General features: G+C 52.1%; 21 protein-coding genes and 1 riboswitch. Of the genes, 11 read left to right on the top strand and 10 right to left on the bottom strand.

Annotated elements, in window-relative coordinates; genetic code table 11:
• The first annotated feature begins 137 nt into the window (after positions 1–137).
• The gene (locus KA369_14005; protein ID MBP7737087.1) at positions 138–1,475 is read left to right on the top strand and encodes a hypothetical protein; all 1,338 of its coding nucleotides are present in this window, start codon (positions 138–140) and stop codon (positions 1,473–1,475) included.
• Positions 1,476–1,569: 94 nt separating this feature from the next.
• Here KA369_14005 and KA369_14000 read toward each other — a convergent pair whose 3' ends face one another.
• The gene (locus tag KA369_14000) at positions 1,570–2,961 is read right to left on the bottom strand and encodes a hypothetical protein (GenBank protein MBP7737086.1); all 1,392 of its coding nucleotides are present in this window, start codon (positions 2,959–2,961) and stop codon (positions 1,570–1,572) included.
• 215 nt (positions 2,962–3,176) lie between these two features.
• On the opposite strand from KA369_14000, the gene KA369_13995 reads away from it, so the two are divergent.
• Entirely contained in the window at positions 3,177–3,749 is a 573-nt protein-coding gene (locus KA369_13995) for a chalcone isomerase family protein (protein MBP7737085.1), read from the top strand.
• 18 nt (positions 3,750–3,767) lie between these two features.
• Here the strand turns inward: KA369_13995 and KA369_13990 are convergent, their stop codons facing one another.
• Positions 3,768–3,911: a hypothetical protein gene (locus tag KA369_13990; protein MBP7737084.1), complete on the bottom strand. Its 144-nt coding sequence runs from the start codon at positions 3,909–3,911 to the stop codon at positions 3,768–3,770.
• Between the two features lie 58 nt (positions 3,912–3,969).
• Between KA369_13990 and KA369_13985 the strand changes: the two genes are divergently transcribed.
• A complete protein-coding gene (locus KA369_13985; protein MBP7737083.1) occupies positions 3,970–4,869 on the top strand; it encodes an acyltransferase in 900 nt (299 codons plus the stop codon).
• A gap of 24 nt (positions 4,870–4,893) precedes the next feature.
• Complete coding sequence (locus tag KA369_13980; GenBank protein MBP7737082.1) at positions 4,894–5,784, top strand: hypothetical protein; 891 nt, start codon at positions 4,894–4,896, stop codon at positions 5,782–5,784.
• 21 nt (positions 5,785–5,805) lie between these two features.
• Here KA369_13980 and KA369_13975 read toward each other — a convergent pair whose 3' ends face one another.
• Both KA369_13975 and KA369_13970 read right to left on the bottom strand, forming a co-directional pair.
• Positions 5,806–6,927 carry a 4Fe-4S binding protein gene (locus KA369_13975; GenBank protein ID MBP7737081.1) on the bottom strand — a complete coding sequence of 374 codons (1,122 nt, stop codon included), beginning with the start codon at positions 6,925–6,927 and terminating at the stop codon, positions 5,806–5,808.
• A gap of 138 nt (positions 6,928–7,065) precedes the next feature.
• A complete protein-coding gene (locus KA369_13970) occupies positions 7,066–8,397 on the bottom strand; it encodes a hypothetical protein (protein MBP7737080.1) in 1,332 nt (443 codons plus the stop codon).
• Between the two features lie 437 nt (positions 8,398–8,834).
• Between KA369_13970 and KA369_13965 the strand changes: the two genes are divergently transcribed.
• On the top strand, positions 8,835–9,269 hold the full coding sequence (locus KA369_13965; protein MBP7737079.1) for a hypothetical protein: 435 nt from the start codon (positions 8,835–8,837) through the stop codon (positions 9,267–9,269).
• A gap of 84 nt (positions 9,270–9,353) precedes the next feature.
• Positions 9,354–9,815 (top strand): hypothetical protein, encoded by a 462-nt coding sequence (locus KA369_13960; GenBank protein MBP7737078.1) that lies wholly within the window; start codon positions 9,354–9,356, stop codon positions 9,813–9,815.
• A 22-nt stretch (positions 9,816–9,837) separates the two neighbouring features.
• On the opposite strand, the gene KA369_13955 is transcribed toward KA369_13960, so the two are convergent.
• The 3 genes from KA369_13955 to KA369_13945 are packed head-to-tail and all read right to left on the bottom strand — an operon-like array spanning position 9,838 to position 11,764.
• Complete coding sequence (locus tag KA369_13955; protein ID MBP7737077.1) at positions 9,838–10,134, bottom strand: hypothetical protein; 297 nt, start codon at positions 10,132–10,134, stop codon at positions 9,838–9,840.
• 55 nt (positions 10,135–10,189) lie between these two features.
• Positions 10,190–11,149 carry a nitronate monooxygenase gene (locus tag KA369_13950; protein MBP7737076.1) on the bottom strand — a complete coding sequence of 320 codons (960 nt, stop codon included), beginning with the start codon at positions 11,147–11,149 and terminating at the stop codon, positions 10,190–10,192.
• A gap of 12 nt (positions 11,150–11,161) precedes the next feature.
• Positions 11,162–11,764, bottom strand: coding sequence for a transglutaminase family protein (locus KA369_13945; protein ID MBP7737075.1), 603 nt, complete (start codon positions 11,762–11,764; stop codon positions 11,162–11,164).
• 238 nt (positions 11,765–12,002) lie between these two features.
• On the opposite strand from KA369_13945, the gene KA369_13940 reads away from it, so the two are divergent.
• Positions 12,003–13,013 (top strand): hypothetical protein, encoded by a 1,011-nt coding sequence (locus tag KA369_13940; GenBank protein ID MBP7737074.1) that lies wholly within the window; start codon positions 12,003–12,005, stop codon positions 13,011–13,013.
• An 84-nt stretch (positions 13,014–13,097) separates the two neighbouring features.
• Here the strand turns inward: KA369_13940 and KA369_13935 are convergent, their stop codons facing one another.
• The gene (locus tag KA369_13935) at positions 13,098–15,044 is read right to left on the bottom strand and encodes a SpoIIE family protein phosphatase (protein MBP7737073.1); all 1,947 of its coding nucleotides are present in this window, start codon (positions 15,042–15,044) and stop codon (positions 13,098–13,100) included.
• A gap of 218 nt (positions 15,045–15,262) precedes the next feature.
• Between KA369_13935 and nikR the strand changes: the two genes are divergently transcribed.
• Complete coding sequence (gene nikR / locus KA369_13930; GenBank protein MBP7737072.1) at positions 15,263–15,670, top strand: nickel-responsive transcriptional regulator NikR; 408 nt, start codon at positions 15,263–15,265, stop codon at positions 15,668–15,670.
• Between the two features lie 135 nt (positions 15,671–15,805).
• On the opposite strand, the gene KA369_13925 is transcribed toward nikR, so the two are convergent.
• Both KA369_13925 and KA369_13920 read right to left on the bottom strand, forming a co-directional pair.
• Complete coding sequence (locus KA369_13925) at positions 15,806–16,594, bottom strand: DUF4198 domain-containing protein (protein MBP7737071.1); 789 nt, start codon at positions 16,592–16,594, stop codon at positions 15,806–15,808.
• Positions 16,595–16,729: 135 nt separating this feature from the next.
• Positions 16,730–19,048, bottom strand: a complete 2,319-nt coding sequence (locus KA369_13920; protein MBP7737070.1) for a TonB-dependent receptor — start codon at positions 19,046–19,048, stop codon at positions 16,730–16,732.
• Positions 19,049–19,301: 253 nt separating this feature from the next.
• Between KA369_13920 and KA369_13915 the strand changes: the two genes are divergently transcribed.
• The 3 genes from KA369_13915 (at position 19,302) to KA369_13905 (ending at position 22,061) form a co-directional block, all read left to right on the top strand.
• A complete protein-coding gene (locus KA369_13915; GenBank protein ID MBP7737069.1) occupies positions 19,302–19,748 on the top strand; it encodes a hypothetical protein in 447 nt (148 codons plus the stop codon).
• A gap of 189 nt (positions 19,749–19,937) precedes the next feature.
• A riboswitch (cobalamin riboswitch) is annotated at positions 19,938–20,062 on the top strand.
• A gap of 147 nt (positions 20,063–20,209) precedes the next feature.
• On the top strand, positions 20,210–21,070 hold the full coding sequence (locus KA369_13910; protein ID MBP7737068.1) for an ABC transporter substrate-binding protein: 861 nt from the start codon (positions 20,210–20,212) through the stop codon (positions 21,068–21,070).
• Positions 21,051–22,061 (top strand): iron ABC transporter permease, encoded by a 1,011-nt coding sequence (locus tag KA369_13905; protein ID MBP7737067.1) that lies wholly within the window; start codon positions 21,051–21,053, stop codon positions 22,059–22,061. The genes KA369_13910 and KA369_13905 overlap by 20 nt, the downstream gene beginning before the upstream one ends.
• Position 22,062 lies beyond the last annotated feature (1 nt).

Below are 22,062 nucleotides of genomic sequence, written 5' to 3'. Positions count from 1 at the left end.
AGTATATTCCATCCTGTACTGGAACCAAATTATTCATACAATAATAATTGCGGTCATTGTCAATATTATATTAGGAGTAGTGCGAATTTATTATTACTTTATTAATCAATATATTGCTTACCGGGAGGAACATGGAGATGAAAAAAATATGTGCGTTATCTCTGGCTGTAATGATGCTCTTCGGGATCGCCTGTAAAAAAGATGAGAAAAAACTCGATCCGGCTACTCAGATTGTCCTCTTTGTCGTGGCCATGGCCCCTCCCTGCAGCGCCACCGGCGCAATGTACCATGAGCTTACCCTTGATTACATAACAACCGGCTATACCCCGATTCAAATGGGACAGTATTTCGGCCAACAGACCAAGGCGCTGGTACCTGATTTTGAAAGGATCTTTGACTGGTACATCTATACGGCTTCTATCATTGTCCCTTATACTACAATGATAACACGGGCGTTGGAGATCAAGAAACAGATACGGGCGGAATACCAGCAGGAAATGGAAGGACTTGCCAGCGTGTGCACCGGCACTGAAGACAAGGCCCTTGACGGTAAGCTGTCCCCCAATGAATTATACCTCCTCCAGGTGCTCCCGGATGCGTGGGTCTCCGCGTCGTGCTCTTCAGTGGCGGTCTTTGGCTCATCGGCATCTCCTACAAACAAAACAATTATTGGGAGAAACCTGGAATGGTTCGGCGGCTTCCCGAACAACTATCTTTCAAAACTGCAAGCAGTGGTGACCATTAAGAACACCGTTGCCTCAAGCCGGAAGGATGTCTGTCTTATCGGCTACCTGGGATTCATCGGCTGCATAACCGGGTTCAACGACCAGGGCCTCTTCGGCGCCATACAGGTGTCCAACGGCGATCCGGATGTTTATAACGCCACCGGCAAGGGATCGTATAACATGAATCTTCGCGATGTCCTTGAGACACAGAATTCTGTGGCGAATGCGGGGAATTATTTGACGACATCTGATCCATATGAATATGCTGCCGGTCACCTCCTGGTCTTTGCCGATCCGACTGAAGCGCAGGTTTTCGAATACGAGCCCGATACGCCCCGGCGGGGGATGCGCGCCTATAATTCTACTCGAAAGGGCAACGCCGGCTGGGTCACGCAGAATAATACCATCGGCGCGGTCAACTCCTTCGTGCTGGAGGGATTCTACGATAACCATTCAGGTAACAATGTGTCGCGGTGGAATTCCATGAGGGACCAGCTTCAGTTGAAGCTCGATGATGGCGGCTCGGCAACAGTGGATGAAATCAAGCAGGTCATCACCTACTACCAGGGAACCTCCCCCGGCGCGGTTGAGGGCGACCTGTATCGGGAGCATATCCAGCAGACCATTATCTACCAGCCCGCAGCGGGTCAGAAAAATGTGGAAGTGCACTTCCATCCCCTCTGCGTGGCATCACCGGGATATCCTTCAACAGCGGAGGGATTTTTTACGCCGATTGTCGCGGCTTTTTAGTCTCTCTGTCCAGAGGGCATCATTTAGAAAGCGCGGTCATGTGACCGCGCCTACATGATAAATGTACCCCGGTGGGTATAACATTCAACCGCGCCTACAGCCATTTCTTCTTTATAAACAATAAAACGGCGGTTACGGCAAGGAGCAAACTGACTGCCAGGACAAAAATGAACCCGAGAGGATGCTCCTGGAGGGGGAGCTTCACGTTCATGCCGTAGAAAGCAGCCACGGTGCCCGGTATGGTGATGATGATGGTCATGGAGGTGAGGAACTTGATTGTTATGTTCAGGTTGTTCGATATGACCGACGCAAAGGCGTCCATCATGCCGCTCAGGATGTCGCTGTACACGTTTGCCATTTCCAGGGCCTGCCGCGTCTCGATGGTGATGTCTTCATACAGGTCCTCGATCTCGACGTCCATCTTCGAGAAGCTGTGCCTCTGGAAACGCCCCAGCATCAACTCGTTTGTCTTTAGCGACGTGGTGAAATAGACAAGGCTCTTTTCGAGGTTCATCAGCTTGATGAGCTGCTTGTTCTTCGATTCCTGCTCCAGCTTTTTCTGGATCATGTTTGCGGCGTTGTTTATCTGCTTCAGGTATTGGAGATAGAGCACCAGCGACCTGAGGATGATCTGCAGGATGAACTTGACGCCGGTGACCGTGGTGATGTTCCTCACCTTGCCCTCGATGAATTCCGGCAGGATCACCTCGTCTTTCTGGCACACGGTAATAAGGACCCCGCCCAACAGTATTATGCCGATGGGGAGCGTCACGTACATGAGATCGGCATTATCCTCGTCGAAGAAGGGGACTTTAACGATGATGAGGGTCGCGTTACCCTCGACTTCCACCCGCGCCGTCTCATCGATGTCGAGGGAGGCGGTGATGAAATCGAAGGGTACGTTGAAATGCCGGGCCAGGAGGGGAAGGTCGTCCCGCGACGGATTGACGATGTTGATCCAGCAGTCCTTTTCGATGCGGTCGATTTTTATAATCTTGCCGTCTGAAAGCTTGTACACCTGAACGAGGGGCTGGATCTCGCTGGCTATCTCCTCCGCGGTCATTTCCTCTTCGAGGGGGACCTCCGATTTCAGCAGCTGCTCCAGCTCCTCGGTGAGCGCCATGGCCTCCTTGTCAATTGACCGCCGGGAAAGCGCTAGTAACTCTTTCTGCTTGCCGATGGGGAGCTCCGGTAGGAACTCGCGGCGCTTGTCGTCATGCATGCCGGCGATGAGCTCCATCAGGCTCTCACCTTCAAAGAGATCCGCCAGGGCCAGCTTGATATCGGCATCGTAATAGCTGTATATGCTGGCGCGCTGTTCCGACGGCAGGCCGAGCAGGATGGCCCTGTTTTCCTCGGGCGTCATGGCGCCGAGAAAATCGGCAACGACCGCGGGCGGTGTGGTGTTGCAGAATTCCTTGATTTCGTCGAGATTGTCGGAAGCGAGCATCTCGCGGAATTCCGGCACAAGCAGTGGGTTTTTCATGGAGCGACTCCTTTGTGTGATATTGCCGATATCAGCCGCGAGAATATCAATGCATATATGCTTTTTTTTGATTCTGTCAAGTAGTTTTGCTGCCATTACTTTCTAACCAAAGACTTCGTTAAAAAATTATTTTTGAATGTGGTTAATTATTCTATTGACAAATGATAAAATCATCTGACTATTTAGTGAAATCAAAAATTAAACATAGGAGGAATATGAGAGTGAAACGGATAAGTTTACTCGTCATCATTGCCGCATGTGTGTTAGCGTTGGCTGCGCCGGGAATGTCCGCTGATTACATGATAGGCGGCAAAAAAATGGCTAAAAACGGCAGCGGTGTCCGGACCAAATCGATCTTCGGCACCCTGTATTTCCTGACCCTGTATGTTTCCGAGAATCTCAAGGGGAAAGATGGAAAGACGATTATCGAAGCCAATGAGCCGATGCAGATGATCCTTACCCTGGATAGCAAGCTCGTCACTCGTGAGCGTTTTCTTGAAACGGTCAACGAAGGATTTGCCAAATCCGCGAAAGCAGGATATACATCACCCAAGACAAAGGCTTTCATGGATCAGTTCAATGCTATTAAATTTACCAAGGGCGATGTGGTTTATATAACCTACACACCCGCCGGTCTGTCCACGCAGTTTAAATTCAAAGAGACCGGTAAAATGCAGAATCTGGGCTCCATTGCCGGTCTTGACCTGAAAAAGGCTCTTTTTGCCATCTGGCTTGGATCAAATCCGGTCCAGGACAGCCTGAAAGCGTCACTGCTTTCCGGAAAATAATCAGATAGTATTACGCAATCAAAAAAAAGCCACACGATGTGTGGCTTTTTCATTATTTTTTTGCAACCGTAATAAAAGGTTGACGGTCTTGTGTTGCGTAACATAATCCTCCGGAATAATCACTCCCGATAGTTTTATTGTTGCAATATCTAATTTTGCCATGGAGAATACCATCCCTATGAATATGAAAAAAAATGCGGCTGACGTGCAGGATGATGTTATGAAGAACAAGGAATCGGTATTGCTTACCATTGGATACAATCTCAGGGGATTGCTCTCCATGCTATTGTTGTACATCAATACTTTATTCTGGTTTGGCCCGCTGATGGTATTGGCATTCTTGAAGCTTATAGTGCCGATCAGCGGATGGAGGAAGCTTTTCGGTATCATAATAAACGGCCTTGCCGTTACCTGGATATCGATCAATAATTTCAACATGTCTTGGACGCAGAAGATCAAATGGGACGTCCGGGGACTGGAAGGCCTGTCCCTGAAGGAATGGTACCTGGTCATATCGAACCATCAGACCTGGGTGGATATCGTCGTGCTCCAGAGGATCTTCAACAGGAAGATACCCTTCCTGAAGTTCTTTCTCAAGAAGGAGCTGATATGGGTGCCGTTCCTCGGCATCGCATGGTGGGCGCTCGATTATCCCTTTATGAAGCGCTACAGCCCGGCCTTTCTGAAGAAAAATCCCCACCTCAAGGGCAAGGATATTGAAATAACGAGGAAAGCGTGCAGAAAGTTCAAAGGCATCCCGGTTTCAATCATGAACTTCGTGGAAGGGACGCGCTTTACGAAGGAAAAACATGATCAGCAAAAATCCCCCTTCATGCATCTCCTGAAGCCGAAGGCGGGAGGGATCGGCTTTGTCCTGTCAACGATGGGAGAGCAGCTGAGCAGTATCGTTAACGTCACCATCGTGTACCCCGGCGGCGACACGAGCTTCTGGCACTTCATCTGCGGCAGGATAAAGGAAATAAGGGTCATCATAGAAAAAATACCGGTAACGCAGGACCTCCTCGGCGACTATGTCGATGACAGGGAATTCCAGAACAAATTCCAGAATTGGGTGAACGACGTCTGGACGGAAAAGGACAAGTTGCTTGATAAACAGTAGGTCAGTGCTTGTTTGTTTTAATTCATGGCCATTAATTATAATAACCTCGGGTTCGTGCGCGGTATCGCCTTTGATCTGATGTTCTGTCTCTACTTGTTTTTCCTGGAGCCGCTGCTGCTCCCGGAGCTTAAGAGTTATGTTGACCACCCCTATACCGGCATGCGTCCCACCTACTGGATCGCCTTACTGCTGATTGCGGCGCTTCTGTGCGAGGTCCCGGGTATTTACTTGAAGTTCAAAGCAATCGGCGAAAAAATGCTGAAAAGAGGCCTTGGAAAACCGGGGCAGAGGATATGGCTGAAATGGGGATTCATCATCTACCTGTTTCATGCGGCCGTGTTTTTACTGGTCATCATGAGCGCGTTCCGGGCCCTTGGCCTGACGTTCCGCGGGGATAAAAATCTTTTCCGGCTGGCGCTCATCAGCTACCTGGCCATTGAAGGATGTATCACCTATTTTATTTTCAGCGCTAAAATACCGGAGCGGCCGCGGACCCATGCTTTGATCATGAATATCCTGGGCGAAACATGCCTTTTTATCTTCGGCACCATAGCCTTCACGGTCACCTGGCGCCTTATGCCTCTAAGCATAATGAAGGCATCCTCCGGTATCGAAACCGCGCTCTCCCTGTTCTTCGCTTCCATTCTTTTCCTGATGTTCTATCTTCCCTGCAACCTGGGAACAGTGTTTGATCATTTTCTCACGGCAATTTCACGAAGGCAGGTTTTATACAGGGTTGCCTCGCTAGTTCTGGTCGTGGCCGCGGCGCTTTACCCGATGCGCAGGCAGGCGGAGGCAAAATGGAAGACGGCGCCGGAACGTTCGGCTTTTGAGGAAATCTTCAAGGTTGTGGATTACCAATTATATAAACAGCGCATGATTGATGAAATGGATGCGCAGAGGCGGGCCCGATGATGGGCCCAGCAACTTGCCTGGTTATTCGAATTTAGAAATATCCTTCTTCTCGTTCCGAGCCTTGATGCTGTACCATTCCTTTTCGTCGCGGGGCGGCTCTATGATGCGTTCCGCGCTTTTATGGATAAGGGTGACGGCCCCTGAGGGGCAGGTTGAAACGCAGAGGCCACAGCCGATGCATTTTTCCTCGTTAACCGCGCGATGTCCTTCGACGGCGTCGATCGCCTTGACCTGACAGCGAGTTTCTGAGCAGAGACCGCAGTTTGTGCAGAGGGACGCGTCGATCCTGGCGAAATAGCGGGAGTTGACCGCTCCCTTCCATCCGAACCGCGCCGCCAGGAGCTGGCTGCAGCAGCAGCCGCAGCAGTTGCATATGAACCAGTGCCCCTCCTGCACATTGGCGGTCATGTGCACCAGTCCGGCTTCCTCGGCCCTGTTCAAAATGTCGCGGGCCTCCTCCCTGGTGATGAGCCTGCCGGCCATCGGGTGATTGTCGTAGAATCCCGGCTTTTCGGCTATGAGGAGGCACACCTCCCGCGGTTTCGCGCAGCCCCTGCCGATCAGGCCCGACTGCTTCTTGCAGATGCATTCATTGACGGCGAAGGACTGGCTTTTCTCTATGAGGGCCGATACCCGGGCAAAGGGCAGTGCCTCGTTATGGTCCGGCACTTCCTTCTCGATGGGCAGCACCTGCATGACCTGCGGCTTTTTCTTCATGAAGAAGAGCCCGGCAGTCTTGATATACTCCACGTGGAGCCGCGCGAATTCCTCGTCCATGTTCCCGACCTGGAATTCGAAGATCCCGACGACCCAGGGGACGAGGTTGTACCGCTTTTCTTCTCCCGTGGGGTCGCATTCTATCTGGCCTTTCCACCACATGGCGCTGAGTTTTTCATCGAGTCCCTGGAGGGGCCTGCCGGTCCTCCGGGATATCTCGGCGGCCGTTTCCTTTGCCATCTTCATGTCGCAAAAGAGCTCCGCCTCATCGGGTGTGAAGATCTTTTTTAAAAGCTTAATCTCTACCCCGCTTTCCGTACGGGGAAAGCCGTTGGGAAGATAATCGAGGATTTCGGCCAGCTTCAAATATATTTCATCGGTCATCATGTTTATCCTGATGGTCTTGATATCATGATCGGCTTCCATTCCGGGTGTCTACCAAATGATCAATGCCGGCTTTTGGCGGCAAGAATTATTTTTCAAGATAGGTCGCAGGTGTGCGGAGATTTTGAGCCATTCATAACGATCAATAAGGCCTGTCCCGTCACCGCGGCCAGCGTAAACCTATTCCTTTGGCGCTGTCGCGGCAAGATACTTTCTGATCATAAGGCCCGCGATGAACAGGGCGCCGAAAACGACGAGCATAGGCATGATAAAGTGCCAGCCCGCCGTGAAGCTCAGGTGCTTCACATAGCTCCGCACCGACAGGTCCTGGAGGATATCCGGATAATAAGCGAAAATGTTCCGTGAAGTCCAGGTGAAGACGCCGCAGGCGAGAAGCACCAAGAGTGAAGGGTATATGAAGAGGCGCTTCAGCATGGCGAGTTTACGCCTTCGCTCAACGGTTGAGAATATAAAATAGAAGATAAAAAGTACCAGGATGCCGGCGGCGCCAAATGCCGCGTACTGGGCCCATGACATTGCTTCCATTATGGAGGATACCGTTTCCGCCTGTTCATCTTTTAATATAATATTGGACATTCGGATGACGCCGCCATCAATGGTCAGACCCAGCTTTTTCAGATACTTGCCGGTGAAATACTCGCCAAGGCTCGTATCGGAGAGCCTGAAGAGTGTCTTTAACAGCATGCGGTTCTCCAGGGAGTCGATCCTGTCAAGCTCCTCCACGAGGAGCTGGCTCAGCACATGGCGCTTACGCGGTTTCCCTTTGGATTCATCATTGACCCATAGGCTTATGGCAATATCGGGCAACTTGACCCTGAGCGACCTGGCCGTGAGGCCCCGGCCGTCATTGGTGCGGGCATAGTAAATGTTATGCTGCTCTATCTGGCGGTCGTAGCTGGTAAGAAATCTGAGGATTTTTGCTATTTCGGCACGGACCGCCCCGTCAATGAGCTTGTCGTTGAGTATTTTCGAAAGAGGACCCTCGATGCGCTCCAGATCGTTATACAGTTTCCCGGAAAAAGTGTTTTTATGCTTTTCCGCGATTTTTTCCGCGTCCTTTTTTTTATCTTCAAGGGTTGATAGAGCGTCTTCGTAATCATTCGAGGCCTTTTTCATGGCCTTGCGTGCTGTTTTAATCTGATCTTTGTTCTGTTCCTGGTATTCCTCCTTCTCCGTGATCATTTCCTTGAGCTTGGCGAGCACTTCCTCGCGGTTTTTTTCAAAGCCGTTCTCGTCGGGGAAGGTGTCCCTGACAAGCTTCCATTTGAGGGCCTTGACGTCTCTGTGCTGCTTTTTCAGGGATTCAATTTCGTTTTCCCGGCTGATACGGGCATAGTCCTCCTTTGCCTGCTCGTAGCGGGATTTGATCGTATCATATTCCCTCGTGTATTCCGTGATTTTTACATCGCGTTCGATCTCATCGCTAATCTGCCTTTCAACCTGCCAGTTCTTTGCCTCGATAAAAGCGGTGATGAACTTACCGTCTTTCAAGATGCCTGTATAGAAACCCGGCTGGAGCAGCACGGTGATAACTATGGCGGCAATAGTTGCTAACGGTATGATGATAAATGCCGCGGTACTGATGATAGTGAATATAACGCCCCTTGGCTTTGCTTGCTTTGGCGGAGTTACTTCAGCTTTATCTCTGATATCCGGGTCTGTCATCTTTATTACCTTCAATCGTGATTATGCAGATTAGACTTGTTGCATAACTTGTTCTTAAATGGGGTTTAAGGGGCGAAGCCCCTTAAAAAGCCTCTGCAGGGCGTCCCTGCGAGCGCGAGGCACTGTTTCGCAACAAGTTTATTATTTGATGATAGCATTCTTGAAGATATGTCAATTAGAATATTAACCATGGAATTATTCAAAAAAGTTTAACATGTATCCGCTCTATTCGTATCTCCATGTATAAACATGGAGATATGACAATGGAAACAACTGTGAATATTCATGTCGCTATTTTAAACCAGATCGCCAGGGCGGCTGAATCAAGAGGGATTTCCCGCTCTGAGGTTATAATATTCTTAATAAAGAAAGTAATGAGCGAGAATTATAAGAATCTCAGTATGGGCAGGATGGTGAAGTACCAGCAAAAAGACAATCCGGATAGCTGGCATGTCTTTCATCTGAACCTGCGGGAGGACGACTATGAATATTTTCTGGATTTGAGGAAATTGAGGAAAATGTCGGTTTCGTTGATTCTTGCATATGCTGTTGAAAAATACTTGGGGAAAAAGGGAAATAAAGTTTTTACCGATAACTATCGTTTTATTAATTATGTTATCATTAAGGAAATGGTTGATGATGTAATTTGCTGGAGGTTCTACTGGGGGTACCCGCCCAATCTCCCCAAATACATCTGATGCTTCCAATATTATACCCCGATCCAAAAAAAAATTGACTCAAAACCTTGTGCTGTTCGTTACTTGGTAGTAGGAGATTCCATTATGAAATACATCGCGCAATGCTGTAGTATTCTTGCCGCAATGATGTTCTTTGCCGGTTGTTCCAGGGCCCTTATCAAAGCTCCCATCATGCTTTCCAATGACCGCTGGCACATCTCACTTGAGAAACTTACGGTTGGCCCTGACCAGTACAATACCGCCGGCGGCTACTGGGAGCCCAAAAAAGGCAAGCGCTTCATCTGGGCCACTATAAGGGTCCGCAACGATCTGAAAACCGACCAGCAGTTACTGCTGGACCGGATCATGCTCTCGGCGGGGGAGAAGCGGGTGAAACCCTTTATCATGGACATGAATTCCGCCGTTACGATGAGGGCTAACCCGGCGCCCAGGCTTAAGGCCGGTGAAACCATTACAAGAGGGTTGATCTATATCGTGCCGAAGGGAATAATTCCGGAGAAAATTACCTATGAAAAGAAAGAGCTGATTATTCCTGTGCTTCTCTAGTGTTGCAGGGGATGCCGTTTTTTTATTGGAGCTTGGCCCCGCATTTCCTGCAGACTTTCGGGTTCGATGATCTTCCCAGATACTTTTTGCAAGCGGGACACCTCCAGTTCAGCAACAATGCCGCCAGGCCGCCCAGGGCGAGGACGGCGATACCGTAGGTAATGGCTGTTCGTGTGGATTCGTCGGCTACCATGGCGCGGTTGTTCGAAAACCAGAATGCAAAAAATGCCGTGGCGAAGATCACTATCGTGATGATGATGTGATTCCTTTTTTTCTTTTTAAAGCTCTCCTTGATGGCATCCTGTTTTTGTATGGCCATGATCATTTCTCCTTCGGTAATTATACTCGTCGCGGGCCGATGACCGGTTCCCGTATCAGACCCAGTTGTCGAACCCTTTATTGCCGATTATCCGGCGTGTAAGTGATTCGGCTTCAGTGATTATCTCCGTCAATATTTCCGCCGCGGTCTGGCGTTTCGTGATCTGTCCTATCACCTGGCCCGCCGGGAGGGAGCCGGCGGCGATATCGCCTTCCATGAGTCCGGCGTTGATCTTCCCGGCTCCGAAGTTGAGCATTTCGTATCCCCGCGTGATTTCTTCCTTGCGGAACGTGCTGGTGAATTCATTGGCGATGCAGCGCATGGGAAAGCCGGTGAATCGCCCGGTAACGGTGGTGTCCTCGGCCCCGCAGGCCAGGAGCCGCTCTTTCACCGCGTCATGGATGGGACACTCGTCCGCTATGAGGAACCGCGTTCCCATCATCACGCCCACGGCGCCCATGGCCAGGCAGGCCACGAGCTGTGTTCCGTCTCCGATGCCTCCCGCCGCTATGATGGGCACGTCCGCGGACGCGGCCCTGCGCACCTGGGCCACCAGGGGCAGGGTGCTGATCGTTCCGATATGGCCGCCCCCTTCCTGGCCCTCGGCGACGATCATGTCGGCGCCGGCTGCGATGACCGCCGAGGCGTGCTTGACCATCGCTATGGTAGGCACCACCGGGATGCCGGCTTTTTTAGCGAAGGGCACCACCGGCAGCGGGTTTCCAATGCCGGTGAAGAGGGCGGCAATGCCCATGGAGCAGGCCGCCTCGGCCTTGGCCGGCGTGTCATCCCGTTTCATGAAAACGTTGATTCCCACCGGCCTGTCAGAGAGCTTACGATAGGCCTCGATTGCCGCCACGAGTTCGTCCACGGTCATGTTGCCGGAACCGATTACGCCGAGGCCGCCGGCGTTGCTGACGGCGGCAGCGAGACGGTGATCCCCGGCATAGGCCATGCCGCCCAGGATCACCGGGTGCTTGATTCCGAATAATTCGCAAAGTTTTGTCTTGAGCATTGAGGGTCCCTGTTATCGAGCTGGTATCATTACCGGATCGATATCCGGCAGATTCTTTCGTACGTCAAGATAATTATCGTATTTGGACAGGACTTCAATCACGGCGGGAAGGGGTTCGGCCCATATGCCGGGGAGCGTCATTTCGCCGTTCTTATCCGCCCGGTAAGCCAGGCGTTCCGCCGGCGGCGTGAATTGCGCGTCAACGCCCTCCTTGTTGCCGCGGGCGTCCGCGCGGTACCAGCCGGTCTCCGGCAGGTACACCGCGTTGAAACCATGGATGCAATAGGTCCCGAATTCCTCGAGGAGCAGGCGCTGATAGCAGAGGCCCGCGGGAATATCGTTGGCCCTGAGAAGGGCGGCCAGGAGGTGGCTCTTTGCGAAGCAGTAACCCGTGCGATTGGCCAGCACGTCCGACGCCTTCAGCGTAACCGGGTTCATCCGATAATCGTAGCTGTGTAATATGCCGTCCCTTACGAACTCAAAACACCGCCGGGCGGTCTCGTTAATGCCTGTGGAGCCATTCGACAGCTCCTTCGCGGTCCGCGCGATATCGGGATGACCGCAATCGATAATCGATGACGGTTCGAGATACCGTCGGAGATCAGCGTTATCCATATAGTGGCCTCGTGCGGTTAATGGTAATGACCGGTCATTATTGAGCAAGAAAAAAAACGGTGTTCCGATCGGGGGAATTTTACATTATGATACAGCATATTTGATGAAAAAATATTGACATGGATTTTTTATTATTCATTTACTTCTTTATATGGATGTGATTGATTCATTAAGGGATGGATCGTAGCATTGATCACATAAAGCGATTCTATAAATACACGGCATGTATAGGTGGATTATGAAAAAAATACTATTAACGATCATGGCAATAATGATCATATCGACCCAGGTGTTTGCCCAGGCCGGCGCGAAAGAGCAGGAGGCCGCCAAGGAAGACAATTCCCTGGGCCTCGGTTTTTCCATTAACTATTACAGCAAGTATATATGGCGCGGCATAGATTTCTATGCCGGGGACGGCTATTTTTATCCTTCCGTTTCATGGGAGCCCTTTGGCTCCGGCTTCAAGGTCACGGTGGCCGCCGAGGTTGCGTCGAGCTGGGTTTTCAACGGATTCACGAAAAAGCCGGATAAATACTATTTCGACGACTGGTCCATGAGCTCCATACACAAGAAAAAGAAGCAGGTCAATGCCTATGCCTACGCCAACCAGGGTCTTGATTTCGGCGCCGAATACTCCCACACGTTCGAAGGTATCATCACCCTGGGGGCTAATTTCTGGTATTATTACTACTACAATTCCAAGTATGCCAGGGAAATGGCCTGGACGCGGGTGGAGTCGGTCAATGCCGTGAAAAAATGGGACACCAGCTATTTCAGCGTCGGCGTCAACGTCGGCCTTGACTGCGTGCCCTGGATCAATCCGACCATAGCGGTCTTCTATGATAACTATGTCGGCTACAAGAGGGCCGGCGATTATTATGTGCAGCTCGGCATCAGCCATGACTTCGAGCTTCTTAAAGATGTCATCACCATCACGCCGTCCCTGACCGCCGGCTATTATATCGGCCGGACCTACGGGTTCAATAACTGGTACATCATGTCCCTGAACGGGACTGATTTCGATCTTACTCCGGTGGCCGATGGCGGAGACGACCTCATATGGCGCCAGCACGTGGCCCCCAAGAAAGGCGTGAGCGACGTGGTTCCGTCAGTCACCATGACCGTGTCGCACGGCGGCTTTTCCTTTACCTCGGGGTTCTTCTGGGTCATCGTGCCGGCCAAGGCGTGGTACAAGGGCGGGCCCGTGCATAAGTTTTACGCGCAGCTGGGAGTTGCCTATAATCTTTAATGGTGTGCTTTCTTAAGAATGCGAAAAGCCCCCTCTTCGGGGGCTTTTTTGTAGGCAGGTCCGTAAATACGCCGCCGGTATTTCTCAGCCGTTATACTCGGATACCATGAGGGTGATGTCGTCCTCGAATTCCGGGGACGTGGTGCCGATGTAGTTGATGACCATCCGGTAGATCTCCTCGCACAGCTCCGTCGCCGGGCGCAGCCGGTGCTGGCGGATGAACCGCACCAGGTTGTCCTCGCCGAACATGACAAGGTCGTGGTTCCGGGCCTCGGTGATGCCGTCCGTGTAGAGAATCATCTTGTCTCCTTCCTCGAGCCTCGTCGTGACGTTCGTCGCGTTCAACGGCAGCTTTTCGCTGATGATCCTTCCCTGGGAGCCGACGAATTCAACGTCCCCGTTTTTCCGGATGATGATGATGGGCGGATGCCCGGCGTTCGACGAGGTCATGGTCCCGGCCGCGAGGTCGATGTGGCAGAAAATGGCCGAGATGAAGTGGCCACCCATCTTGCCCTGCAGAGACTGGTGGAGCTTTTCCATCGCCAGGGACGTGTTGCGGCCCGCGTTGTAGCATGCCGGCAGGGACATCTTCACCATGGCTGAGAGGAAGGCCGCGGGCACGCCGTGTCCCGACACGTCGCAGATGAAGAGCATCATTTCCCGGTTGTTGTAGTAGAAATCGATGAAATCCCCCCCCACCGCCATCATCGGCTGGTACTTGAAGCTCAGGGTCACGGCGTTGATGTCGGGCAGCCGCACCGGCAGGAGCGATATCTGGATGCGCCGCGCCATCATGATCTGCCGGTTCAGCTCTTCCGACTGCGCCTGTATGGTGAGGGTGCGGTCGATGACGCGCTGCTCCAGGTTTTCGTTAAGCTGCGTGATCTCGTTGATCAGGCGCTTCTGCTCCTCCGAGGAGGCGTGGAGGCTTTTGACCATGGAGTTGAAGCTTTCCGCGAGCCTGCTGAATTCGTCGCCGCTGCGGATGTCGACCATGGTGGTCATGTCGCCCGACGCCAGGTTGTTGATCCCCGTCATCAGCTTCCCCAGGGGCTGCGTGAAGTGCCGCGACAGGTATATCGTGAAGAGGGTCGATATCACGAAGGTGACAAATGCCATGGCCACCGCTACGATAAGTATGCTGCGCCTGAATTCCTCCACTTCCTTGAAGTTGATGTCGACGCAGACGAGGCCGATCCCTTCGCCCTTGCCGTTGACTATGGTCGAATAGGCCGTTATGTAGTTGCCATAGGCGTTATGGATCAGATCTTTTTCGACGTAATCCTTTTTATTCTTGATGATGTTTTTCATTTTCGTGACGACACTGCTCGTTTCGATGAAGGCGTTGCCCGGATAGGAGCTCGGCTCCCCCTTTCCCGAATAAGTGGTGGTGCATTCCATCGTTTTGCCGTTGACGGTTATGGGTCCGGCTTTTACCCGGTCGTCCCGCCGGGAGACACCGCCGGGGCAGCGCGCGGACAGGGGATCGGTGGTGAGCACTTCACACACGGGCTTGCCCTGCACGAAGAGCAGCTTTTTATCCTTGCCGTTCAACATGGAGATCTTTATCTTGCCGATTTCGCTGTCGATTTCGAAATCGCTCTTGAAAATGGTGTAGTTGTATTCAACGGTGATGAGGCCGTCCTTGCCGATGAAAAAATCGAAGGCGAAGGAGGGGGTCTCGAACCACATGAGGTCCTGCTCGGGAATGTTGCCGTCCAGTCCGTAAAAGAGCTTGTCCCGCTTCCGGTCGTAGTTCACCGTGTATATGTAGCGGACTTCCTTTTCGTTTTTCCAGACCGTGCTGATCAGCTTTATGTAGTTCCAGAACCTGGGGTTTTTCGATGATTCGGGCGTGGTGAACGATTCATGGATATCGCCGTCGATGGCGGTGGAGATAAAGCGCGCTATGGAAAGCTTGTGATCGCGGAAGGTTTGGAAAAAACGGTCGCTCGAAGCTTTATACATGAAGAATCCGAGGAGGAGCGCCACGGTAAAATTCAGGGCCATGAAGCCCAAGAATAATTTCATGCGAAGGCTTAATTTCATTGTGGAACCTCTATGATGAGGTTATCATGCTGCAAAGCCCGATAAAAATCAAGAGTTAAATTATTATTGCCGGTGGGGTATTTTCTTGATGCGGGGCCAAAAAATGATTTGATGGGATTTCCGGTTCCCTGTATAATGCGTGGATTGTGAGGGACCTGCCGGTACGGACCGTTATTCTAAAAAAGAAACAGGAAAAAGACATGAAATCATTGATCCGTTTTGGCGTATCGATTGAAGAGAAGCTGCTGACGCGATTCGACGAGCTCATCGAATCGAAGGGGTATGTCAACCGTTCGGAGGCGATCCGCGACCTTATCCGCGACCGGCTGGTTTCGGAGGATCTCTCCGACAAGAACGCCGAGTCCATCGGCACCCTCACCCTGATCTACAGCCATGACGTGAGGGAGCTCTCGGACAAGCTGAACGAGATCCAGCACCACAACCACCGCATCATCGTGTCCACGACCCATATACACCTGGACGAGCACAACTGCCTGGAAGTCCTCATCCTCCGGGGAAAGACGAAGCAGATCCAGGCCATTGCCGACAAGCTCCTGTCGATCAAGAACGTGCGCCACGGCAAGCTGACCTGCACCACGACGGGGTAAGAAACAATTTATTGATAGCTGCTTTATGTTGCAGCGGGAATGTACATGAGGGCTTGTATAAAAGGTCTCAGGGCCCGGCATTGCGCATCCGGGTCCTGAGGGCGAGTAATTTGGATATGTATTCTTGCACTCTTCTTATTTTATTTGAAACGTCAGGGTCGCCGCGTACATCTTTTCGTCATAGAGGCGCGTATCGGCCGGTGTTTCCTTGCAGCCGGTTTGTATCAGCCATTTCCCCTTCTTGCCGATTTTTATTTCTCCCATTCCCTGCTTGTTCGTTTTTATCGTTACGGCAAAGACATTGCTTTTCGATGAGTAGCCATCATAGGTTGCTTTTACCTCCATCTCCGCCGGTTTGCCCTTGAGCAGCACCTTGATCGGCAGGATGTCCCCTTTTTTCAGGGTCCCCGGGTCCTTGATGGGGATGATTTCGAGGTCCTGGCCGACAACTTTCGAGAACACGGTGCCCCCCGGCTTTTCCACGGTGATTATGGCCTTGCAAAACTTCCCGCTGTAAATTCCCTTTACGGCGTTCTTTACCTGGGTCTTGTTCTTACCCTCCACATGGCCGTCTGTGGTCTTGACCCAGTGGGTCCACTTTTTACCCGACACGGCCAGGTACGATCCGGCCTGGGCCAGCTTCCGGGAGCTCCGGTTCAGGTTGTTGCCGACCGCCGCAACGGGTATAACGGCTCCCGAGGGGGCGATAAGATAGCTCGGTGCCGTCCTGTCGGCAGGAACGAATTCCTTGTTTGATGACGGGAACGTGTGATCCGACGGATAGGCGCACTCCAGGGCCGATCCCTTCGCGACATTGAAATCCTTCATCTCGAACCACATGTCGTGGGCGCTCAACGCCACCGGCAGGGCGGTAGCCAGCATCAGCGCCGCTGTTTTAATCATCGTTGTTCTTTTTATTGTCATAGATTTACTCCATTTAGATATTCCCCTCCCTCGATGGGAGGGATCAGGGGAGGGTGATTATGGCGATGGCAGCTTCACCATCAATTTTTCACCCCCTCCTTTCCTCCCCCATCAAGGGGGAGGACTCGGCAGTTGCTAAAACTTCATTCCCACCGATCCCTCAAAGGAACGGGGCGCCCCCGGCGCCCAGGTATTGTAATTGCCTGTGTATCCGGCATAATACGTATTCAGGATATTCTTCGCGTCAAATCTGAACGTGAGGGGGTACTTCTCCGACTCCATGGTGTAGGTCAGGTAGAGGTCGAAGGTATTAAATCCCTTATAAATCGGGCCTGCTTCACCCAGCCCCATGGAGTAGACGCTGTTGAGATAGTAGAGGATGAGGGCCTTGGCCCATGTCCTTGTGCCGTACACATCCGTATACTGCGGTCCCAGCCAGTTCCACGCGAAACCGCCCCCAAGCCCGATGGGGGTGCTCCAGATGATCTCGGCCCCGGCCTTGTATTCCGGGATGTTGGGAAGGGGCGAGCCCTTGGTGAGCATGTTGCCGACATTGACATAATTCGTCGAGGCCCTGGTGCCCCAGAGCGGTATCTCCCGCACCTTGCTCTTCATCCAGGTGAAAGTGCCGTCCAGTTCAAGGTACTTCACCGGCATGATCTTGATGGTTGATTCAATGCCCCAGCGGCGTGTCGTTCCCATGTTGCCGTACAGTCCCGATCCCACCGGCTCTTCCTTTGCCTCGTTGGTGACGTCGATCATGTAGCCCGTTACGTCGGCCCAGAGGTATTTCTCGTAGGTGGCGGTGAGGCCCCCTTCATACTGCCAGATCTTCGACGGCGACAGGTGCTGCCAGGTCTGGTAGATGGTGGTGTCCGGCGGCATGATGAAGCCGTTGCTCGCGTTGGCCCTGAATCTGAGCACGTCCTTGACCAATTCCGATGTGAAGCCGAACTTGGGATTCACCGAGGTGTAATCTTTCGGATCGATGGTCTGGCGCCGCTCCTTTGATTTTATGAAGAGCTGTACGGGATTTGTGATGCTCGTCATGTCTTGCAGGTACATGGCGTTCTTGAAATTTCCCGCGAAAAGATCGGCCCGCACGCCGATAACCGGCGTAAAGTACTGGCTCAGGCTCCATTCGGTTTCCAGGAATAATCCGTGGGTCTGGAAGGTGGTGTATTTTTTCTGTGACAGGTTCTGCCTGATCCTGTCAAACGTGGCATACTGACGGTACACCGTACTGTCGCTGAAAAACTCATAGCCGAGTATCGCCTTCAATTTAATGTCACCGTACAGGGGCACGTCAATGTTTGCGTTGGCGCCGCTCCCGTACTTGCCGATGCGGTAGTCCTGCTCTGTTTGAGTCGAGGATCCGCTTTTATTGAACCGGGTCCACTTGGTCTGGAGGCCGAAGCCCCAGGCCAGTATTTTCACATTTTCGTTGAACGCGTAGTTTATATCGAGGCGCTCCGTGAACTGCCTCCGGTTGCCGCCGTCATTCTGTGCGAAATCATTGATGTCAACGGGAAGGGAGAGGATGTTAAACATGCGCTGCTTGAAGCCGTATTTCCTCATCCCCCACTGGGTCCGCGAATAATATCCCGGGGCGTTCCACTCGTCGCCGTGGGCCCTTAGAGAGAGGGTTATCTCCAGGTCGCTGGTCGGCCGGTAGGTGAACCGCGTGGAGCCGTTGCCGTAGAGCTGCTTTGAATTCTCCTGGAAGCCATCGGTGCGGTAGAACTGGACTGCCGTGTTGTTCGTCAGCTTGTCGCTTATTATGGTTTTTCCAATGGCGCTCTGGACATCCACCGTGTTCCAGGAGCCGTATTTCACGTTCCCGTGGATGTAATCCCCGCCTTTTTTGGTCAGGTACACGATGGTGCCACCCCGGGAAAAGTTGCCGTACAGGGCCGACGAGGGGCCCTTGTACACCAGGACCTTGTCGAGCTCCATCGGTATCAGGATGTTGGGGTCCGCGTATCCGCCGCCGTGGCCGTAGTATTCATTCAGGGGAATGCCGTCGAGGTATACCCCCATGTCTCCGCCGTGGACGCCGCTCTGGAATCCGCGTATGCTTATGGCGTTGGAGACCCCACCCTGGTCGTATTCATGCATCTTCACGCCCGGCACCATCTTGATGATATCGGCCGTGCGGGATATTCCCTTCTTTTCAATATCATTGGAATTGACGACATTGATGGTGTAGGGCGATTTCTTGATGAACTGCTCGCCCTTGACCACGATCTCCTTCAGGGTGATGTCGCCGCCGCCCTGCTTTTTCGCGGTATCGGCGTCCTTTCCTTCATCTTCCTGTTTTTTCTGCTCTTCGGCCTCCTGCTTTTTACCGGCCGGATTATCCTTTTTTTGCGCCCCCTGCTGCGGGTAAAGGACCGTCGCCGGCATCGTCACGCAGAGCGCGATGAATATCAAACGACTTGCCAACTTGATCATTAAATCCTCCTTTCCGGTGCCGATGATGGCACTAAAAAATTATCAGTAACACACTTTTTATGTAACATAAAATGTCAATACATATACTAAAAGTAACACGAAAAAAAATTATGTGTGAAATATGTTTGACATAAAAAGAACGGGGGCAATAGTGTCCATGCGGTCGGCGGGTCCACGGAAGAGTGGCCTGTCGCCGGTTTCAGCGCCGCGCCACTCGTATCAAATTACCATAAGATACATGGAGATTATTACTATGTTAAAACAAAAAATTATTATCGTGGCCATAATCGTCCTGGCTTCAATCAACACGGGGTCTCTTCTGGCCCACGGCATCACCCGCACCATCGAACAGGGAAAGGCGATGGTGATCAGGGCCTATTACGATGACGGGGAGTCCATATCCTACGCCTCCCTGAAAGTATTCGCCCCGGGGAATAAGGAAGTGGAATACCAGAACGGCCGCACCGATAAGAACGGCCGCTTCGCCTTTGTGCCGTCCGTGGCGGGGAATTGGCTGGTGCGCCTCGACGACGGCACCGGCCACGGCTTCGAGGAGCAGGTCAGCGTCGACGCCGCCATGGGCGGAAAGGCGTCGTCGCCGGTGCTGGTGAAATTCGGCCAGAAGGTGATCGTGTTCCTCCTCCTGGCCTGGGGCGGCGTCATGACGTGGCTCTATATCAGGAAGAGTTGGAAGGTATAGGACTTCCTTCGCGTTTTCCCGTTAACCTGCAGGAAGGGAGATGCGTATCAACTATTCATCCTTTTTTTATTCTTGACAATGAAAAAGAGTATCAGACATGTATCATAGCTTGATAATTAATACCAATGTGCCTCCGCCGCCAAAAGCGTGGGAGCATATCAATGATTATTAGCGGTTTTACCGCAAGTATAGTATCAATTGTCAGTAATTGCTCTTTAATATTTTGGGAGGAAGTCGGGTGAGAATCCCGCGCTGACCCGCAACTGTAATTCCGCCCCGGCGGATAAGCCAGAGCTTCCATAACTGAGATCTCCTCGAGGAATGGGAACCGGTGAGTCGGACTTCGATGTACGGTCATAGTCTGACACAGTCAAGCATGCCCTCGGGCATGCTTTTTTGTTTAACGCATAGGGCGCAATATAAATACCCGGATGATCGTGGTATGACAAGGATGAAGATGTATGGTTAAGAAAGCGGCTGCTTCATTTATGCTGATCGCTCTATCTATAAACGGTTATTCCGAGCACCATGAAAAAAAGAGATTGAAAATAGTATCCCTCGGACCGGCCATAACCGAGAACCTTTTTCTGCTGGGAGCCGGGGACAATGTGGCCGCCGATACCGTGTATTGCACCAGGCCGAGTGCCGCGAAAAACAGGGAAAAGATCGGCAATGTAACCATTGTCGACGTGGAAAAAATCTTGTCTCTGAAGCCGGACATGGTCATTGCCACGTCCCTGACGAACCCGGAGCAGATCGTAAAAATGAGGAACCTGGGCATAAGGGTGGAGGTTCTGCGTATGCCCCGAAGCTTTAATGAACTCTGCGATCAGTTCATGTATATGGGGCGGCTTGTGGGAAGGGAGCAATACGCGAAAAAGATAGTGGATGAGAATCGCGCAGGGGTTGAAAAGATAAAGGAAAGAACCAAACGGCTTGTGAAGAAAAAAGTGTTCGTTCAGCTTGGGGCCAATCCCCTGTTTACGTCCACCAGGGATTCTTTCGTCCATGACTATATCGATTTTTCCGGCGGCGTCAATGTCGCCGGTGGTTCGAAAACAGGGTTCTATTCCAGGGAAAAAGTCATCAGCGACGATCCGCAGGTCATACTTATCGTCACCATGGGCATAACGGGTGAACGCGAAAGGAACAACTGGCGGCGATACGCGACGATTGACGCGGTAAAGAACAGAAGGATTTATATAATCGATTCCTACGGGGTCTGCAGCCCCACGCCCGCAACGTTTGTACGGACGCTGAAGGAAATCGCCGAATACCTCCACCCGGATAGCAAGGTGAAAGATGGAAAGAAGGACCGATAAATGGATCCTGTGGACAGGAGCGCTGGCGCTGGCGCTCTGTTCAGTGACCGTGGTGGCGCTCTGCACCGGTTCGGCGGGAATATCGATGGGCGGGATCGTTCAGGTCCTGCTGGAGGGTAGGGGGAGCCCTGAATACTCCATAATCGTGGACGTGCGCCTGCCCCGCATAATTCTCGGAATCGTCCTCGGCGGCGCCCTGAGCGTCGCCGGCGTTCTGCTGCAGGGGCTTTTCCGCAATCCCCTTGTGGAGCCTTATACGCTGGGGATTTCCGGCGGCGCCGCCTTGGGTGTGTGCCTTAATATCGTTTTGGGACTCCAATCCCTGATAGGCGTCGTTTCGTATCCATTGTCCGGTTTTTCCGGCGCCGTCATCGTGATCATTCTCGTGTATTTTCTGAGCATGAAAAAGGGGCTTTTAAAAATAAACGGCATCCTATTGACGGGAGTTATGATAAGCTTCATCGCCTCCTCCCTTATAATGCTAATCATGGCTTTATCGCGTACGGAAAACCTCCACGGCATCGTCTTCTGGATAATGGGCTCCCTGGAAGAACCGAACACTTCCCTCATATTGCTCTCTTCGGTCGTATCGCTGGCGGGGCTTGGAGCCAGCTGCCTTTTCTCCCTGCAGCTCAACGCCTTTGCCGTCGGCGAAGAAGAGGCGTTCCATCTCGGCGTGAACACGGAAAGAACAAAGAAGTATCTTTTTTTCATTGCCTCGGTGTTAACGGGGGTGAGCGTTTCAGTGGCCGGCATCATAGGCTTTGTCGGCCTGGCGGTCCCTCATTTCGTGCGCATGTTCGTGGGGGGCGATCACCGGATTCTCATTGTCTGCTCCTATCTTGCCGGCGCTTCGTTTCTCGTGCTTTGCGATACCATAGCGCGCGGTCTTGTGGCGCCCATGGAGCTGCCGGTGGGAGTAGTAACAGGGATCATCGGCGGCATGCTTTTTGTGTACGCGTTGAATAAAAAAGGGGGCCTCCGGGGGTGAT

This window comes from Spirochaetota bacterium (assembly GCA_017999915.1).
In the GTDB taxonomy this organism is placed as follows: Bacteria; Spirochaetota; UBA4802; order UBA4802; family UBA5550; genus RBG-16-49-21.
Note: the sequence above shows the minus strand (reverse complement) of the source record. Positions and strands in the feature narration are given on the sequence as shown.

Bases quoted from the DNA above. Each gene is read 5' to 3' on its own strand.
- KA369_14005 (MBP7737087.1), top strand. From the start codon at position 138: ATGAAAAAAATATGTGCGTTATCTCTGGCTGTAATGATGCTCTTCGGG.
- KA369_14000 (MBP7737086.1), bottom strand. From the start codon at position 2,961: ATGAAAAACCCACTGCTTGTGCCGGAATTCCGCGAGATGCTCGCTTCC.
- KA369_13995 (MBP7737085.1), top strand. From the start codon at position 3,177: ATGAGAGTGAAACGGATAAGTTTACTCGTCATCATTGCCGCATGTGTG.
- KA369_13990 (MBP7737084.1), bottom strand. From the start codon at position 3,911: ATGGCAAAATTAGATATTGCAACAATAAAACTATCGGGAGTGATTATT.
- KA369_13985 (MBP7737083.1), top strand. From the start codon at position 3,970: ATGAAGAACAAGGAATCGGTATTGCTTACCATTGGATACAATCTCAGG.
- KA369_13980 (MBP7737082.1), top strand. From the start codon at position 4,894: ATGGCCATTAATTATAATAACCTCGGGTTCGTGCGCGGTATCGCCTTT.
- KA369_13975 (MBP7737081.1), bottom strand. From the start codon at position 6,927: ATGGAAGCCGATCATGATATCAAGACCATCAGGATAAACATGATGACC.
- KA369_13965 (MBP7737079.1), top strand. From the start codon at position 8,835: ATGGAAACAACTGTGAATATTCATGTCGCTATTTTAAACCAGATCGCC.
- KA369_13960 (MBP7737078.1), top strand. From the start codon at position 9,354: ATGAAATACATCGCGCAATGCTGTAGTATTCTTGCCGCAATGATGTTC.
- KA369_13955 (MBP7737077.1), bottom strand. From the start codon at position 10,134: ATGGCCATACAAAAACAGGATGCCATCAAGGAGAGCTTTAAAAAGAAA.
- KA369_13950 (MBP7737076.1), bottom strand. From the start codon at position 11,149: ATGCTCAAGACAAAACTTTGCGAATTATTCGGAATCAAGCACCCGGTG.
- KA369_13945 (MBP7737075.1), bottom strand. From the start codon at position 11,764: ATGGATAACGCTGATCTCCGACGGTATCTCGAACCGTCATCGATTATC.
- KA369_13940 (MBP7737074.1), top strand. From the start codon at position 12,003: ATGAAAAAAATACTATTAACGATCATGGCAATAATGATCATATCGACC.
- KA369_13935 (MBP7737073.1), bottom strand. From the start codon at position 15,044: ATGAAATTATTCTTGGGCTTCATGGCCCTGAATTTTACCGTGGCGCTC.
- nikR (MBP7737072.1), top strand. From the start codon at position 15,263: ATGAAATCATTGATCCGTTTTGGCGTATCGATTGAAGAGAAGCTGCTG.
- KA369_13925 (MBP7737071.1), bottom strand. From the start codon at position 16,594: ATGACAATAAAAAGAACAACGATGATTAAAACAGCGGCGCTGATGCTG.
- KA369_13920 (MBP7737070.1), bottom strand. From the start codon at position 19,048: ATGATCAAGTTGGCAAGTCGTTTGATATTCATCGCGCTCTGCGTGACG.
- KA369_13915 (MBP7737069.1), top strand. From the start codon at position 19,302: ATGTTAAAACAAAAAATTATTATCGTGGCCATAATCGTCCTGGCTTCA.
- KA369_13910 (MBP7737068.1), top strand. From the start codon at position 20,210: ATGGTTAAGAAAGCGGCTGCTTCATTTATGCTGATCGCTCTATCTATA.
- KA369_13905 (MBP7737067.1), top strand. From the start codon at position 21,051: ATGGAAAGAAGGACCGATAAATGGATCCTGTGGACAGGAGCGCTGGCG.